Origin of the sequence: Celeribacter baekdonensis B30 (assembly GCF_000299875.1) — a bacterium.
Taxonomy (GTDB): Bacteria; Pseudomonadota; Alphaproteobacteria; order Rhodobacterales; family Rhodobacteraceae; genus Celeribacter; species Celeribacter baekdonensis_A.
Window position 1 is genome coordinate 1 of sequence record NZ_AMRK01000012.1, and the last position, 15,620, is coordinate 15,620.

The following is a 15,620-nucleotide window of genomic DNA, read 5'->3' on the forward strand; positions in this document are numbered from 1 at the left end:
AGCGCGCGTACATGTCGGTGTATTTTTCTTTAGAGATCAGAGCATTGGCGGCGAAATCGTCGCTTGGCGGGTAGATGGGGTTCGTCATAGTGCCTCCTCCCGAGAGTGCATTTGGCCCGCGCCGGGGCGTCCGGCGCAGGCAGCCCCTTTCCGAGACGCGGGAGGTCAAGGCGGGGCAGGTTCAGATGGCCAGATATTCGGTTCTTAGCGCTTCGTTCTCAAGTACTTCTTTAGCACTACCATCATAAACCACTCGACCGGTATCAAGAATGACGGCGCGGTCGGCCAAATTGAGCGCGCGCACGGCGTTTTGTTCGACCAGAACGGTGGTGATGCCCTGCGCCTTGATGATTTTGAGCGTCTTTTCAATCTCATCCACGATGACAGGGGCGAGGCCTTCGTAAGGCTCATCGAGCAACAACACCTTGATGTCGCGGGCCAAAGCGCGGGCGATGGCGAGCATTTGTTGTTCGCCGCCCGACAGGGTGATGCCCTCTTGTTTGCGCCGTTCGCGCAGACGCGGGAACAACTCATACAGTCGATCCAGAGACCAGCCCACGGGTTCTACAATCTGCGCCAGTTGCAGGTTTTCCTCGACGGTCAGGCCGGGGATGATCCGGCGATCTTCGGGGACCAAAGAGATGCCGCGCACCGCCGCCTCATAGGAGGTTTTGTCGTGCAGGCGTTCGTGGTCGAGCCAGATTTCGCCATGGGTGACTTGCGGGCTGTCGAGACGTGCCAGCGCGCGCAGGGTCGATGTTTTGCCCGCGCCATTGCGGCCCAAGAGGGCCAGAATCTCGCCCTCGTGGATGTTAAAAGACACGCCTTGGACGATGTAGCTTTCACCGTAATAGGCGTGAATATCCCATGCGGAAAAGAACGCAGGTGCGGTTTCGGCATGATTGGCGTTTGGATTGAACTCTTGTGTCATGATGCCGCCCTTTAAACCTGTTGCGTCTCACCCAAATAGGCCTCTTTGACCTTTGGGTGACCTTTGATGTTGTCCGGCGTGTCTTCGACCAAGGGGGTGCCTTGGGCCAAAACCGTGATCCGGTCGGCGAGCGAAAACACCACATGCATATCGTGCTCAATGATGGCGATGGTGATGTCGCGTTCGGCTTTGATTTGTTTCAAAAGCTCGATGGTGTTGTTGGTGTCGGCGCGCGCCATGCCCGCTGTCGGTTCGTCCAACAGCAACAATTTCGGCTCCTGCACCAGACACATCGCAATCTCAAGTCGGCGTTTGTCGCCGCGCGACATGGAGGATGCCACCATCTCGCGTTTTTCCAACATACCGACATCTGAGAGCATCTTTTCGGCCTTGGCGATCAAATCCCTCTCTTGGGCGATGCTTTCAAACGCATGCATCCGAAAGGCCCCATCGCGTTTGGCAAAACACGGGATCATCATGTTTTCCATCACCGTGAGATCGCCAAAAATCTCAGGGGTTTGGAACACGCGGGAGATGCCCATTTGGTTGATTTCATGGGGTTTGCGCCCCAAGACCGATTGGCCATCGAACATCACAGATCCGGTGTCGGGCATGAGTTTCCCGACCAGGCAGTTCAGGAGCGTGGATTTGCCCGCGCCATTGGGGCCGATGATGGCGTGGACGGTGTTCTCGTGGATCGACAGATTGACATTACCCAGAGCTTGCAGACCGCCGAACCGTTTGCCCACGCCTTTGACTTCAAGAATTCCCATGTTCATTCTCCTGCAACGCGTTTTGTGGGGGCGGGGTGATGGTCCGGGTCGGGATCATCGTATTTGTCGCGTTTCTTTTTACCGTTCTTGACCCGATCCCGAATGCGTTTCAGGCCTTCGATCAAACCACCCGGCAGGAAGGTCACAACCAACATGAAGGTCACACCAAGGGTGAGGTGCCAGCCCTCGCCGGTGAAGCGGGCAAAGACCCAGACGACAAGATCTTCGATCCCATCTGGCAACCAATGGAACCAGCTGTGCAGTACGCTCTCGTTGATTTTGGAAAAGATGTTTTCAAGATACTTGATCACACCCGCGCCCAAAACCGGACCCATCAAGGTGCCAGCCCCGCCCAAGATGGTCATGATCACAACCTCGCCCGAGGCGGTCCAAAGCATCCGATCCGCGCCGGCCAAAGGGTCCATCGCCGCCAAAAGCCCGCCCGCAAGACCCGCATACATGCCGGAGATCACGAAGGCCGCCAGAGTGTAGGGTTTTGGGTCAAGCCCGGTGTAATTCATCCGGTGTTGGTTCGATTTCACCGCGCGCAGCATCATGCCAAAGGGCGAACGGAACAGGCGGATGGCGACGTAAAAGGCCAGGATCGCGATGACGGCACAAAAGTAAAAGCCAACGCTGAAGGTGAACACATGGTTCATGACGTCAAGCTTATAGCTGCTGTTCATCGGCAGGCCGAAGATATTGGTGACGGGCAGGGACGAGCCTTCGATTGCCTTGTCCAAAATCCGCGGATCATCCAGCGCCAATTGCAGGCCGGTTTCGCCATTGGTCAGAGGGGTCAGCACGGAATAGGCCATTTTGTAGCACATCTGCGCGAAGGCCAATGTCAGGATCGAGAAGTAAATCCCCGAGCGCCGCAGGGACACGTAGCCGATGGCGGCGGCAAAGAGGCCGGAGACCACCATGGCCAAAAGGATGCCGGGGATGACGTTCATCGTCAGCAGTTTGAACATCCAGACGGCGGAGTAGGAGCCGATGCCAAGAAAGGCGGCATGGCCAAAGGACAGGTATCCGGTGAGACCAAAGAGGATGTTGAACCCGACCGCAAAGATGCCGAAAATGGCGACCTTTTGCATCAGGTCGGGATAGCCGCCGTTGAATTGCGCCAGCCCCGAGCCCTCGGCAAACGGTTGCATGAGGATCGGTGTGAACAGGGTCAACCCGATGACGATCAACAGAAAGGTGGTGTCTTTTTTATTCAGTCCGAACATGGCATTAGTCCTCCATCACGCCTTTTTTGCCCATCAAGCCGCGTGGACGGGTCAACAGGATGATGATGGCGACGACATAGATAATGATCTGGTCGATGCCGGGGATGATTGATTTGATTTCGTTCATCGAAGAGAAGCTCTCCAAGATGCCCAAGAGAAAGCCTGCGGCGACCGCGCCGGGCAGCGAGCCCATGCCGCCGACCACCACGACCACGAAGGACAGCACCAAAAAGTCCATGCCCATGTGATAGTTCGGTGACAGGATTGGCGCGTACATCACGCCCGCCATGCCCGCGACGGCGGCGGCGAGGCCGAACATGATGGTGAATTTGCGGTCGATGTTGATGCCCAAAAGACCCACGGTTTCCCGGTCCGCCATGCCCGCGCGCACGACCATCCCGAAGGTGGTAAAGCGCAGGAAGGAAAACACAGCCCCGATGACCACAGCGGCAAAGCCAAAATAGATCAAACGCCAGTAGGGGTAGATGATCACATTCGGATCAAAGCCCAGAGCGGCGCCAAAATCGAACGAGCCTCTGAATGCGTCGGGGGCCGGGGTGGAGATCGGGTTGGCACCGTAGAAATATTTGATGATCTCTTGCAGCACGATGGCGAGGCCGAAGGTCACAAGAATCTGATCGGCGTGGGGGCGTTTGTAAAAATGCTTGATCAAGCCGCGTTCCATGGCCCATCCCACCGCGATCATGATCGGGATGGAGAACAGGATCGCCAAAGGCACCGCCCAGTCGATCATCCATGCGCCCGCGTCTGCGCCAAACCACGCCTCGACATAGGGGGTTTTGATTTTGGCCGGGTTGCCGAGGAAATCGAGTTTGCTCGGATCGACGGTTTCAAACGAAAGCGAGAAGATGCGCGACAAGGTCACCGCGCAAAATGCCCCAATCATGAAAATCGCGCCATGGGCAAAATTGACCACGCCCAGCGTGCCGAAAATCAATGTAAGCCCAAGCGCGATCAACGCATAGGCCGAGCCTTTATCGAGCCCGTTGAGCAATTGCAGAAGGATTGTCTCCATGGTCCCCACCTGTTGGGTTGAGCGTGTCGGTTGACCAAAGTCCACCTGTCCCGGCGCCAGGTTCGGGCCGGGGGGAGGGGAGGCCGGAGCCGCATGTGCGGTCCGGCCCATTTGGTTTTGGAAGTGGCGAGGGACCGCCGCTGTTGCGGTTCAGCCCCTCTTTTCAGGGCGCGATCAGCCCGCGTTACAGTCGCCCAATGCGCCGCCTGCGAACATCGGGTGATCGACCGGGTAGGTGACCTGAGCCGCCGGAGTGATTTCGACAACTTCGAGAAGGTCGAATTCGGAGGTTGGGTTCTCTTTCCCGCGCACCACCAAAACGTCTTTGAAACACTGGTGATCTTCGGCGCGATAGAGAGTCGGACCATTGCCCAAACCGTCAAATTCAAAGCCTTCAAGCGCTTCGACAACGGCGCAGGGGTTGAACGATCCGGCGCGGGCCACGGCATCGGCATAAAGCAGGGTCTGCACATAACAGGTGTGTGCGGCCTGCGATGGCGGGAAGCCGTATTTGGTGCCGAAGGATTTCACAAAGGCTTGCGAGCCTTCATCGCTCAGCGACCAGTGCCAGTTGGTGGAGCCAAGGATGCCCTTGATGTTTTCGCCCGCACCGCGCGCCATCAGACGCGAGAACAGTGGCACAACGATTTCGAATTGCTTGCCATTGACCATCTTGTCGCGCAGACCGAATTGCACCGCGTTGGTCAGCGAATTGACCATGTCCCCGCCGTAGTGGTTCAGGATCAGCACATCCGCGTCCGTTTGCAGAACCGGCGTGATGTAGGAGGAGAAATCGCCCGCACCCAAAGGTGTGCGCACCTTGTTCACGGTTTCCCAGCCAAGCGCCTCAGTGGCGGCGGCAATGGATTCCTCTTGGGTCCAGCCCCAAGTGTAATCGGCGGTCAGGTGATAGGCCTTGCGATCCGCACCATAGCGGGCGGCCAACACCGGAGCGAGTGCCGCACCGGACATATAGGCGTTAAAGAAGTGACGGAACCCGTTGGCTTTTTTGTCTTTGCCCGTGGTGTCGTTGGAATGGGTCAGACCGGCCATGAAGATCACGCCCGCTTCCTGGCACAGGCCCTGAACAGCCACGGCCACGCCCGAAGACGAGCCGCCGGTGATCATCACCGCACCGTCTTTTTCGATCATGGATTTGGCGGAGGCGCGGGCCGCATCCGATTTGGTTTGGGTGTCGCCGGTGACAAAACCAACCTTCTTGCCAAGGATGCCGTTGCCTTCAAGAACCTTGGAGCTGAAGGTGTTCAGCATGCCGCCGTCGCCTTCGCCGTTCAGATGCTCGACCGCCAGTTGATAGGCGCGCAACTCATCCGCGCCCTCATCGGCATAGGCACCTGATTGAGGCACGTTAAAGCCGAGGGTGACCGTGCCGCCCATCGGTTCGTTGGTAAAGGCGCGAGCGCCTGAGGTGAAGATCGTCGGCAGCGCGAGACCAGCGCCAGCAATGGCCCCGGTTTTGATCACGCCGCGACGCGAAACGCGCCGTGTCAGATCGGTTTTGGACATGTATATTCCTCCCTAGAATTTGTCAGGCTCGCCCGGACTTCCTCCCCGAAGTCCAGGCGGCGCGCAGATCCCGTCTCCGAAATGTCGGATTTGTAAACGAGATGGGGTAATACTGGGTGTGTGAAGAAAATTCATCAACAAGTGCTTTATAGTTAAGGATTTTTTTGTTAATAAATACACAATGCGATGGTATGCAGTGTAAATCTATTTTCGCGCAGGTGCAGCGCAAGTCGCTTCGCGTCTGCAGAAAGAGCCTGAAATCATTCGCGTTTCGATGTTGCAACTGAGGAAAGACGATGCCCAGATCCGCCCTGACAGGCACACGAATCCGTGAACGGCGCTCTTTGGAAGGGCTCAAACAGGCCGATTTGGCCCGAGATGTGGGCATTTCGCCGTCTTATTTGAATTTGATCGAACACAATCGCCGCAGAATCGGTGGGAAATTGCTGGTCGATCTGGCGCGTGCCTTGGGGGTTGAACCCTCCGCTCTGACCGAAGGCGCGCAGGTGCCTTTGATGGAAGGGCTGCAAGACGCGGCCAGCAACGCTGCGCCGGGGCCGCGTCGTGGCGGGGCCAAAGGCACAACAGACCCGGAAACCGCGCGGGCCGAAGAATTTGCCGGACGTTTTCCGGGCTGGGCCGCTTTGGTGGTGGCGCAGCGTGATCGGATCACCGCGCTTGAACGTAGAGTAGAAGCGCTCAACGATCGTTTGGCCCATGACCCGTTCCTTTCTGACAGTCTGCACGAAGTCCTTTCGACCGTGACCGCGATCCGTTCGACGGCGGGAATTTTGAACAACGCAGGCGACATTGACCGCGACTGGCAGGCCCGGTTTCACCGCAACCTTTATGAGGACAGTCAACGTCTGGCCGACGGCTCGCAGGCGTTGGTGAGTTATCTTGATACGGTGGGCAAATCCGAGGACACGCTGTCCGCGCCCTTGGATGAGGTCGAAGCGTGGTTGGCGCAGCGCGACTTTACCATCCCCGAGCTTGAGTGCGGGATGATGCCGGATTTGGTCGGAGATGAGGGGCTGCGTTCGCCCGCCGCACAAAGTTTGGCGCGCAAATGGGTGTTGCGGGCGCGGGCCGAGGCGGAAAAAATGCCGGTGTCCTTGGTCGAGGACGTGATCGCCGCCCATGGGCCCGACCCGGCGGCTTTGGCGCAGGAAGCTGGTGTGGATCTGGCGGCTGCGATGCGCCGTCTGGCCGCCTTGCCTCCGAAAGAAGGCCGTCCGCCGATGGGCCTTGTGATCTGTGATGGCTCCGGCGCGCTGACCTTTCGCAAGCCGCTCGACGGTTTTGCTCCGCCGCGCTTTGGTGCCGCCTGCGCGCTCTGGCCGCTGTATCAGGCCTTGCTCAGACCGATGGTGCCGATCCGGCGTGTGGTCGAACAACAGGGCCAACCGGCGCGGCGCTATCTGGCCTATGCGATCTGTCAGCCGCGCCCGCCCAAAAGTTTCGACGCCCCTGAGGTGGTGGAGGTGACGATGCTGTTTTTGCCGCTCGACCGGCTCGACGGTCTGGGCCATGTGCCGCGCGATGCCGAAGTGCTGGGCGTCGGCACAAGCTGCCGCGTCTGCGCCCGAAAGAATTGCGTCGCCCGCCGCGAACCGTCGATGGTCTTGGAGGATGTGGAAGAGGGGTAGGAGCGCGCCATAAGACGCATGGCGGGTGGGCGGTTACCGGCCATTTTTGCCGGAGGCATGACGTTGGAGAAATCCCCGTCAGGCGTGAGAAGTTTTGACATGAGTACTTTGAAACGCCATAAGATGAGACAGTTAACGCGTTCTGAATTCTATCTTTGGGAGGAGGCTGGATTCAAAATGCACCGGCCATGGAACGGGTGCGCGCGGATGTATGCGATTTTTCGGTATCTTCGGATGAGGGATTGGAAAAAACGCCTTTGGGAGAGAGGGTCTGTCAGATGGGCAAGCGTGTGTTGCTGATCGAAGACGAACCAAACATAATTGAAGCGATCCGGTTTATTCTGTCGCGGGACGGCTGGACCGTGGAAACGCATTCGGACGGGGCGACGGCGGTGGCAGCGGTGGCGGCCAAACGGCCGGATATTGTGATTTTGGACGTGATGTTGCCGAACAAATCCGGTTTTGACATCCTGCGCGATCTGCGCGGCATGGCAGAGCATGCGGCACGGCCGATTTTGATGCTGACCGCGCGAGGTCAGAAAAAAGACCGCGATATGGCCGAAGCGGCGGGCGTGTCGCATTTCATGACCAAACCCTTCTCCAATTCCGAAATGTTAGAGGCCGTGCGCAGCTTGGCCGGGCCGGATCGGGCGCAGGCGCACAGCGATGGCTGAGGGGCGTTCCCCGGTCTATCTGGCGCGCGCGTCTTATCGGCGCAGGCGCTTGATTGATGCGCAACGGCTCTTGCCCTTTTTGCTGCTTTGCCTCTGGCTTTTGCCACTTTTGTGGGGTGGGGAGGGTACGGATCAACCCCTGGGCGCGGGATCACGGTCTTTCGTGCATGTGTTTGTGGTCTGGGCGCTTGGGATTTTGGCGGCCGGGTGGTTGGCGTTTTTACTGGCCCATGGCGCGGCGCGCACCGAAGAGCTTTTGACCTCGCAAAGCCGATCTGAGGGCGCGTTGGGCGATCTGCCAGCCTCCGAAGATTGGAGCGAGAAACACGCTGCCGAAAATCGGGCCGAAAACCAGACCGAAGACCGGACCGGGGACCGCCGCTGAATGTTCCATTTCAACATCCTTGTTCTGGCCTGTCTGAGCTATGCCACATTCCTGTTCGTGGTGGCGTTTTGGGCGGAAAAGCGGGCGGAGGCCGGACGGCTGGGCTGGCTGCGCTCGCCTTGGGTCTACACGCTCTCACTCTCTATATACTGTACCGCATGGACGTTTTACGGCGCGGTCGGCTATGCCGCGCGCTCGGGCCTTGAGTATCTGACGATCTATCTTGGACCGTCCTTGGTGATGATCGGCTGGTGGTGGATTTTACGCAAACTGGTGCGCATTGGCCGGACCCAGCGGATCACCTCGGTTGCCGATTTGATCTCTTCGCGCTACGGCAAATCGACCACTTTGGGGGTTTTGGTGACGCTTTTGGCGGTGATTGGCACCACGCCCTATATTGCGCTGCAATTGCAATCCGTGGCGCTGTCTTTCGCGGTCTTTGGCCTCAATGATCCCTCCGGCATGGTGGTGCCCGATCTGGACAAAACCGCGCTTTGGGTCGCCGCTGGATTGGCGTTGTTCACCATCCTCTTTGGCACGCGCAATCTCGATGCCAATGAGCGCCACCACGGGGTTGTGACCGCGATTGCCTTGGAGGCGGTGGTCAAATTCGTCGCGCTTGTGGGGGTCGGCATGTTCGTCGTCTGGGGCCTGTCCGATGGGATGGGCGATATGATGACACGCCTTGATGCCTCACCTGTCGCCCAGCATTCCATTCACGGCACGCGCTGGATCACACTGACGCTGTTGTCGGGCGCGGCGCTGATCACCCTGCCGCGGATGTTTCAGGTCATCGTGGTTGAGAACGTCGACGAAAATCATTTGTTTACGGCAGGTTGGGCCTTTCCGCTCTACCTGTTTGGCATGTCATTGTTTGTCATCCCCATCGCCGTTGTCGGGCTGGATGTGTTGCCCAGTGGATCAAACCCGGACATGTTCGTCCTGACTTTGCCGCTACATTATGATCAACGCGTCCTCGCGACCCTGTCGTTTTTGGGCGGGTTTTCTTCGGCCACGTCGATGGTCATCGTCGCCTCGATTGCGCTCTCCACCATGGTGTCCAACCACATCGTCATGCCGATCTGGCTGAGTTCGCGCACGGGCGGCGCCACCATGTCGGGCGATGTGCGCAGTGTCGTGCTGTCTGCCCGCCGCTTGTCGATTTTTGGCGTCTTGGCTCTGGGCTATCTCTATTTCCATTTTTCCGGCGGCTCAGAGGCCTTGGCCTCCATCGGCATGATTTCGTTTTCCGGCGTCGCACAGGTGCTACCGGCGCTGTTGGGCGGGATATTCTGGCGCGGAGCCACGCGGGTCGGGGCCATCGCCGGGGTTGTGCTGGGCTTTTGCATCTGGGCCTATTCGATGTTCTTGCCCTCCTTTGGCGCGGCGGCGGGATATACGCAGACATTTCTCGACAATGGTCCCTTTGGCATCGCCCTGTTGCGGCCCCAGGCGTTGTTTGGCGTCGAAGGCGTCGATCCGGTGGTGCATGCCGTGGTCTGGTCCATCGCGCTCAACACATTGGTGTTTATCTTGGGTTCTTTGATGTCCTTTCCGCGCCCCGTTGAACGGCTTCAGGGGGCGCAATTTGTCAGCGTGTTCGAACACACCGGATCGACGCGCGGCTGGTCGCATGGTTTTGCCGAGGCCGAAGACCTTTTGGTCATGGCGCAGAGGATTTTGGGGCCAGCGGAGGCGCAAAACCTGTTTCAAGCTGAAGCGGAGGCGCAGGGCAAACAGGGCTATCTACCGGATGCAACATCGGAATTTATCGAGCGTCTGGAACGTGAATTGGCGGGGTCGGTGGGGGCGGCGACGGCCCATGCGATGTTGGGGCAAATCGCCGGTGGCGTGTTGGTTTCGGTCGAGGATTTGATGGCCGTGGCCGATGAAACCGCACAGATGTTGGAATATTCGACCCAGCTTGAGCATAAATCCGAAGAGCTTGCCCGCACCGCGCGGCAATTGCGCGAGGCCAACGCCAAACTGACCGCCTTGTCGATCCAAAAGGATGCGTTTCTGTCGCAAATCTCGCATGAATTGCGCACGCCGATGACCTCGATCCGGGCCTTTTCCGAAATCCTGCGCGAGGCCGGGCAGACGGGTGAGATGGATGGCGAAAGCCTGACACGGTTCTCCGGCATCATCCATGACGAGGCCCAGCGGCTGACCCGGCTTTTGGACGATCTTTTGGACCTCTCGGTGTTGGAAAACGGCTCGGTGACGCTCAACTGGACCCGCACCAATTTGCATGACGTGATCGAACGCGCGGTTCAGGCCAGTTCCGGCGGGGCGGCGGGCGCGATCACCATTCGGCGGCATGTCCTGTCCGAACATATCGCGATTGAAACCGACCCGGACCGGTTGGCGCAGGTGTTTATCAACCTGATCACCAATGCCCGCAAGTATTGCGATGCGCCGCAGCCGGAGTTGAAAATCTACGCCCGCAGGATCGGGGAGGACGCGATCCAAATAGATTTCATCGACAATGGTTCGGGCATTGCCAAGGACAAACAGGCGGTGATTTTTGAGAAATTTTCGCGCCTGACCGATCACGCAAAAGCGGGTGGAGCGGGGCTTGGATTGGCGATTTGCCGTGAAATCATGGTCAATCTGGGCGGCACGATTTCCTATCTGCCGGGGCAGGGCGGGGCGGCATTTCGGCTTGACCTGGCGCGCGTGCGGGCACGGTCAGGGCGACCCTCGGGGTGAAATCTGCCCTCCGCGGGGTGAAAACGCGATTTGGGGCGAAAAGATTAACGGAATAAACCCTTTGTTTACCGTGCCCATGCACAACTGATGCGGATTGAAACCGGGACATTTGATGCACCACCATGTCTGACGCAGACATCATTTCCGCGATGCGCCGCAAAGCGGGCGTTGGCCGCCCGCCGCCGGACGTTCAACCGATGTCGCCCGCAAAGGCGCTGCGCCTTGCTGCGGCGAAGGCTGCGGAGGATTCGATCGGTCTGGTGATGCAGGTGACACATGTGGCCGAGGAGCGCAGTTCGATTTTGCGCCTGCCGGAGCAATTGCCCGACGATGCGCTTTTGTCGCTCCTGGAGGGGCCGGACAACGCCTATGGTTTGGCGGTGTTTGATCGCAACGTGGTTTCCGCCGTGGTCGAACAACAAACCACAGGCAAGGTGTTGAAACTGCCGCCCGAAGAGCGCGCCCCCACCGCAACGGATGCGGTGATGTGTACGGAAATCACCGATCATATTCTGTCTCTGTTCGAAACCAACGTGGCCGAGGTCGCTGACCCGCCCCATGTCGAGGGGTTTCGTGTCGCCGCGCAATTGCGCGAGGCGCGGTCCATTTCGATTGCTTTCGAGGATGTGCCGTACCGGGTGTACCGCATCTCCGTGTCGCTTGGGCGCGGTGTGCGCGAGGGCGAAATCCTGTTGGTTTTTCCCTATGCCCGCGCCACGCCCAAACCCGTCCCCGGCGCGCCCAACAATTTTGGCCGTGATTTTCAGGCGGTTGTCATGACATCGGAGGCCCGGCTTGACACGGTTTTGCACCGCATTCGCCTGCCCTTGGCCGATGTGATGTCGCTTGAGGTGGGGATGGTCTTGTCGATCCCGCGCTCTGCCGTGTCCAAGGTGGAATTGCGTGCCGATGATCGCCTCGTCAGCCGGGCGCAATTGGGCCAGATCAATGGCAAACGCGCCGTGCGCCTGATCTTTATGACCGGGGATGACGATCCTTTGGATGCCTCTTATGGACCGGACGAGGGCGGGTTTGGCGATATGGGGGCGCCCTCGGGGAGCTCTGCTGTTCCGGCACTCTCAAATGGGATGGGTGATGTGCCCCCGATGGGGGATTATCCCGCCATGGGAGATATGGGCGATCTGCCTCCCCTTGGGGCGTTTCCGGCCTTGGGGGATATGGGAGGAGATATGGGTGATCTGCCCGATTTGGGGCATTTCCCGGCGATGGGAGATCTCCCATCGCTTGAATAGGGCATAGCCAAAGCGTCACGCTTTAATATTCTGTTGATGTACATCAATGCATGTGATGCGGTTTGAGCGGATGCTGTTTTTCCAAGGAGGAATGTTCATGCTAGACCTTGTTCAAAGACAAACACAATTGCAGCAACGCAAAGCGGAATTGACGCTGAGACTGCGCAACATCGAAACCGAACTGGACGCGCATCAGTCAAAAGACTGGGCCGAACTGGCCACCGAACGCGAGAGCGATGAGGTGCTTGAGGGCATGGGGGTGGCGGGAAAACTCGAACTGGCGATGATAGAAGCGGCACTTCAGCGCATTTCTGCCGGGGAATACGGATTTTGCGCCGCCTGCGGCGAAGAAATCAGCGCAAAACGTTTGGATGTGCTACCCTATACACCAGTGTGTAAAGACTGCGCCGCACGCAACGCCGAACACAAATAATCCGCCGCATCGCGCGTGCCTGAGGAGGGCGCGAGGTGTGAATTTTAGCAAACACGCCTACAAGCACGCCTATATGAGGAGGACAGCCTATGCCCAATTCACCAAAATATGACACCGAAATTGATCGTATCGTGGACGATCTGGTCAAAGACGAAGACACCGCAGCCGTGTTGAAAGACAAGTTGCATAAATCCTTTTCCGAGCCTGCCGCGACAGTCTACGCGCGCACGGAGGTGAGTGCTGAGGACGATGACGATATATGGGACAATTTGCCGGTCTAAGAGATCGGGGTTCGCCCTGTCGAGAAAGGACACGCCGATGGCATTCGAAGCCCTCAAAGCCCAAGCCTATATGATTTTGAACGAAATTTCGGCCCAGCCTGAGGATCGTCATGTGCTGCAGGAGCGGTTGCGTGAAACGCTTTCGGAACTGTCGGCGCTTGGCCTGCCTTTGCCCGACGATTTGGTGCGGTTGGAGGCCGAGCTTGAGGACAGCTCTGCCGACGATTTTTATCCCACGCGTGACGAAACCGCAGACATCTAAAGCCTGTGCGCAGGCCGGCGCGCGCAGGAACAGCCTCCACCGTGACCCGCGTCATGCCCCGCAAGAGCCCGAAACAAAAGGGTTCTTGCTTTCTCACCCCGCTCTCCGCCATTATGATCCCAAACTGTGGATAAGCTGTGGATAAATGATCCGCAGGGGTTAAACAGGGGCTTTTGTCGCCGTTTCTTTCGCAGGACTTGGCGGCTTTGGGCGTTCGATGTGAGGCGTAAGGGGGCGTGTGATGCGAGTGGGGCAAAATGTGACAGCGGCACAGGGCGAAACCCCTGAGCAAGATTTGGTACAGTCCAGTCGCGAAGGCGCGCTGGCCGTGCTGCGCCTGTCGCGCCCGCCCGTCAACACCCTCACCGATGCATTGCGCCTGGCGCTGTTCAAAGCCATCGAGGACGCGGACAATGACTCCGGTGTGCGCGCCATTGTTGTCGCGGGCGAAGGCGCGTCTTTTTGTACCGGCTATGCCCCTGACGCTCTGTCGCTCACCGAGGCTGCGCCGACGTTAAACACCCTGTGTGACCGGATCGAGGCCTGTGGCAAACCGGTGGTGGCCGCCCTTCATGGCGCGACGCTTGAGGCCGGATTGGCCTTGGCTTTGGCGGCGCATTACCGGGTAATGGGACGGGCGGCGCGATTGGGCGCGCCCGAGGTGTCCTTTGGCCTTGTCCCTGGCGGCGGGGTGACCCAGCGTTTGCCCCGATTGATCGGCGCGGATGCAGCGCTTGCGCTGCTGCTGCCGGGCCGCCCGATAGATGGTGCCCAAGCGCAAAAACTCGGCCTCATCGATCAATTGGTGCAAAAAAAGGTTGGTGATGAAGCTTTGGCCTTTGCCCGCCACTTGATTGAGAGCAAAAAGGGGCCACGTCCCAGCCGCGATACCACCCGTGGTCTGGCCGATGGCGCGCGCTACATGTCGGAGGTCGCGGCGCGACGGATGGAAATTCGCGGGGCACGCATTGAGGCGCCAAAACATATCATCGACTGCGTCGAGGCGGCATTGATGATGCCCTTTGACGCGGGTGTCTGGCGCGAACAGACGGCGCGCGAGGACTGTTTTGCCTCGGCGCAATCCAAGGCCCTCCGACACGCTTATGCGGCCGAAAGACAGGCGGCGCGACTGACCGGGGTGGACGGCGTTGAGCCTGCCGAGGTCATCACCCTTGGGATTGTCGGCACCGGCACATTGGCGCTTGGGATTGCCGTTGCGGCGCTGGATCATGGGTTTCATGTTCGTCTTTTGGGCAATGGTGCCGATCAATTGGTTGTTGTTCAAAACCGGATTGAAGCCGCCTACACCCGCGCCGCGCAACAGGGCCAGATCAGCCCCGATCTGCGCGATGCCAGAGTGGCCGCCTTCACCACCAGCGCCCGCGTCGATAGCCTTGCCGCCGCCGATCTGGTGATCGAAGCGACCCAAGGCAATGCGGCGGCGCGCGGGAGTCTTTTGGCACGGGTCGAAGAATTTTTACCCGAAGAGGTGGTTTTGGCCACGGTCGCGGATCGCGGGTTTGACGAGATGGCCCGTGATTTGGCCCATCCCGAACGGTTTTTGGGTCTGCATTTCTTTGCCCCGGCCCAGATGATCCGCGTGGTCGAATTGGCCCATTCCGATGATGTGTCTCCCAAGGCTTTGGTGACGGCCCATGCGTTTTTGTGCCGCCTCGGCAAAATCCCGGTGACGGTGTCGGCCACGGATGGTTTGATTGCCAATGTGGTGCAAGAGGCCGGATGGGCCGCCGTCGATGTGCTGTTGCTGATGGGCGCGCGTCCGGCACAGATTGATCAGGCAATGCGGGAGTACGGTTTTCCCGCCGGGCCCTGCGAGGCCATGGACGCGCTTGGACTGGGCTACATGACCGGGGCTGTAGCACAATATTTGGCCGGAAAAGGGCGCGCAGGCAAAGCCAAGGGAGCCGGGTTTTACGATTATGTTGACGGGGCAGGGCCGGATGACAGCGCGGCAGAGGCGCTTTTGGCCGAACTGAGAGCGGACGGCGGCATCGCGGCCTTGGCCTTGAGCGACACGGATATTGTCGAGCGGCTCATTTTGGCCGAAGCCAATGCCGGTGCGCGGCTGTTGGAGCGCGGCGTGGTGTCCCGCCCGCTGGACATTGACGTGGTGATGATGATCGCGAAAGGCTATCCGCGCTGGCGCGGCGGGCCGATGGAATCGGCAGATGCGATGGGCATCGTGGCGGCGGAAAAACGGCTTTTGGCCTTTGCCAAGGCGGCGCCTGACATTTGGGAGCCTGCGACACTCTGGCGCGCATTGTTTAAAAATGGCGCTTGTTTCGAAAAATTAAACCGAATCTGAGACTTGAACGTCTATTTTCTAGGGAATTTTATGGTTTTTTGGGCCGCTGTGATCGTGTTTGCGCCGATCTGCGCGAGGTCAATATCGGGCCGAAAATCGCACTTGATGCAGATCAAAGTTTTCGCGATCCCGCTGTCCTATCACAT

Annotated in this window: 14 protein-coding genes; 9 read left to right on the forward strand and 5 right to left on the reverse strand. The window is 58.9% G+C overall.

Annotation, left to right across the window (positions count from 1 at the left end; translation table 11 throughout):
- Nucleotides 1-181: 181 nt before the first annotated feature.
- The 5 genes from B30_RS17190 to B30_RS17210 all read right to left on the reverse strand — a co-directional run bounded on the left by B30_RS17190 (nt 182) and on the right by B30_RS17210 (nt 5,499).
- Nucleotides 182-931, reverse strand: a complete 750-nt coding sequence (locus B30_RS17190) for an ABC transporter ATP-binding protein (protein WP_009573424.1) — start codon at nt 929-931, stop codon at nt 182-184.
- An 11-nt stretch (nt 932-942) separates the two neighbouring features.
- The gene (locus tag B30_RS17195; RefSeq protein WP_009573425.1) at nt 943-1,704 is read right to left on the reverse strand and encodes an ABC transporter ATP-binding protein; all 762 of its coding nucleotides are present in this window, start codon (nt 1,702-1,704) and stop codon (nt 943-945) included.
- A 2-nt stretch (nt 1,705-1,706) separates the two neighbouring features.
- Nucleotides 1,707-2,936 (reverse strand): branched-chain amino acid ABC transporter permease, encoded by a 1,230-nt coding sequence (locus tag B30_RS17200; RefSeq protein WP_009573426.1) that lies wholly within the window; start codon nt 2,934-2,936, stop codon nt 1,707-1,709.
- A 4-nt stretch (nt 2,937-2,940) separates the two neighbouring features.
- On the reverse strand, nt 2,941-3,972 hold the full coding sequence (locus tag B30_RS17205) for a branched-chain amino acid ABC transporter permease (protein WP_009573427.1): 1,032 nt from the start codon (nt 3,970-3,972) through the stop codon (nt 2,941-2,943).
- Nucleotides 3,973-4,146: 174 nt separating this feature from the next.
- Nucleotides 4,147-5,499, reverse strand: coding sequence for a substrate-binding protein (locus tag B30_RS17210; protein WP_009573429.1), 1,353 nt, complete (start codon nt 5,497-5,499; stop codon nt 4,147-4,149).
- 296 nt (nt 5,500-5,795) lie between these two features.
- Here B30_RS17210 and B30_RS17215 point away from each other — a divergent pair, with 296 nt between their 5' ends.
- The 9 genes from B30_RS17215 to B30_RS17255 all read left to right on the forward strand — a co-directional run bounded on the left by B30_RS17215 (nt 5,796) and on the right by B30_RS17255 (nt 15,474).
- The gene (locus B30_RS17215; RefSeq protein WP_009573431.1) at nt 5,796-7,148 is read left to right on the forward strand and encodes a helix-turn-helix domain-containing protein; all 1,353 of its coding nucleotides are present in this window, start codon (nt 5,796-5,798) and stop codon (nt 7,146-7,148) included.
- A 278-nt stretch (nt 7,149-7,426) separates the two neighbouring features.
- Nucleotides 7,427-7,822, forward strand: coding sequence for a response regulator transcription factor (locus B30_RS17220; RefSeq protein WP_009573433.1), 396 nt, complete (start codon nt 7,427-7,429; stop codon nt 7,820-7,822).
- Nucleotides 7,815-8,207: a hypothetical protein gene (locus tag B30_RS22400; protein ID WP_009573435.1), complete on the forward strand. Its 393-nt coding sequence runs from the start codon at nt 7,815-7,817 to the stop codon at nt 8,205-8,207. The genes B30_RS17220 and B30_RS22400 overlap by 8 nt, the downstream gene beginning before the upstream one ends.
- The gene (locus B30_RS17230; RefSeq protein ID WP_009573437.1) at nt 8,208-10,919 is read left to right on the forward strand and encodes an ATP-binding protein; all 2,712 of its coding nucleotides are present in this window, start codon (nt 8,208-8,210) and stop codon (nt 10,917-10,919) included. It abuts the gene before it with no gap.
- A 122-nt stretch (nt 10,920-11,041) separates the two neighbouring features.
- Nucleotides 11,042-12,172 (forward strand): FliM/FliN family flagellar motor switch protein, encoded by a 1,131-nt coding sequence (locus tag B30_RS17235; RefSeq protein ID WP_009573439.1) that lies wholly within the window; start codon nt 11,042-11,044, stop codon nt 12,170-12,172.
- A gap of 97 nt (nt 12,173-12,269) precedes the next feature.
- On the forward strand, nt 12,270-12,605 hold the full coding sequence (locus tag B30_RS17240; protein WP_040402871.1) for a TraR/DksA family transcriptional regulator: 336 nt from the start codon (nt 12,270-12,272) through the stop codon (nt 12,603-12,605).
- 89 nt (nt 12,606-12,694) lie between these two features.
- On the forward strand, nt 12,695-12,886 hold the full coding sequence (locus B30_RS17245) for a hypothetical protein (RefSeq protein ID WP_009573442.1): 192 nt from the start codon (nt 12,695-12,697) through the stop codon (nt 12,884-12,886).
- A 37-nt stretch (nt 12,887-12,923) separates the two neighbouring features.
- Nucleotides 12,924-13,148: a hypothetical protein gene (locus B30_RS17250; RefSeq protein ID WP_009573444.1), complete on the forward strand. Its 225-nt coding sequence runs from the start codon at nt 12,924-12,926 to the stop codon at nt 13,146-13,148.
- Between the two features lie 241 nt (nt 13,149-13,389).
- Nucleotides 13,390-15,474 (forward strand): enoyl-CoA hydratase-related protein, encoded by a 2,085-nt coding sequence (locus tag B30_RS17255; protein WP_009573446.1) that lies wholly within the window; start codon nt 13,390-13,392, stop codon nt 15,472-15,474.
- Nucleotides 15,475-15,620: the final 146 nt, after the last annotated feature.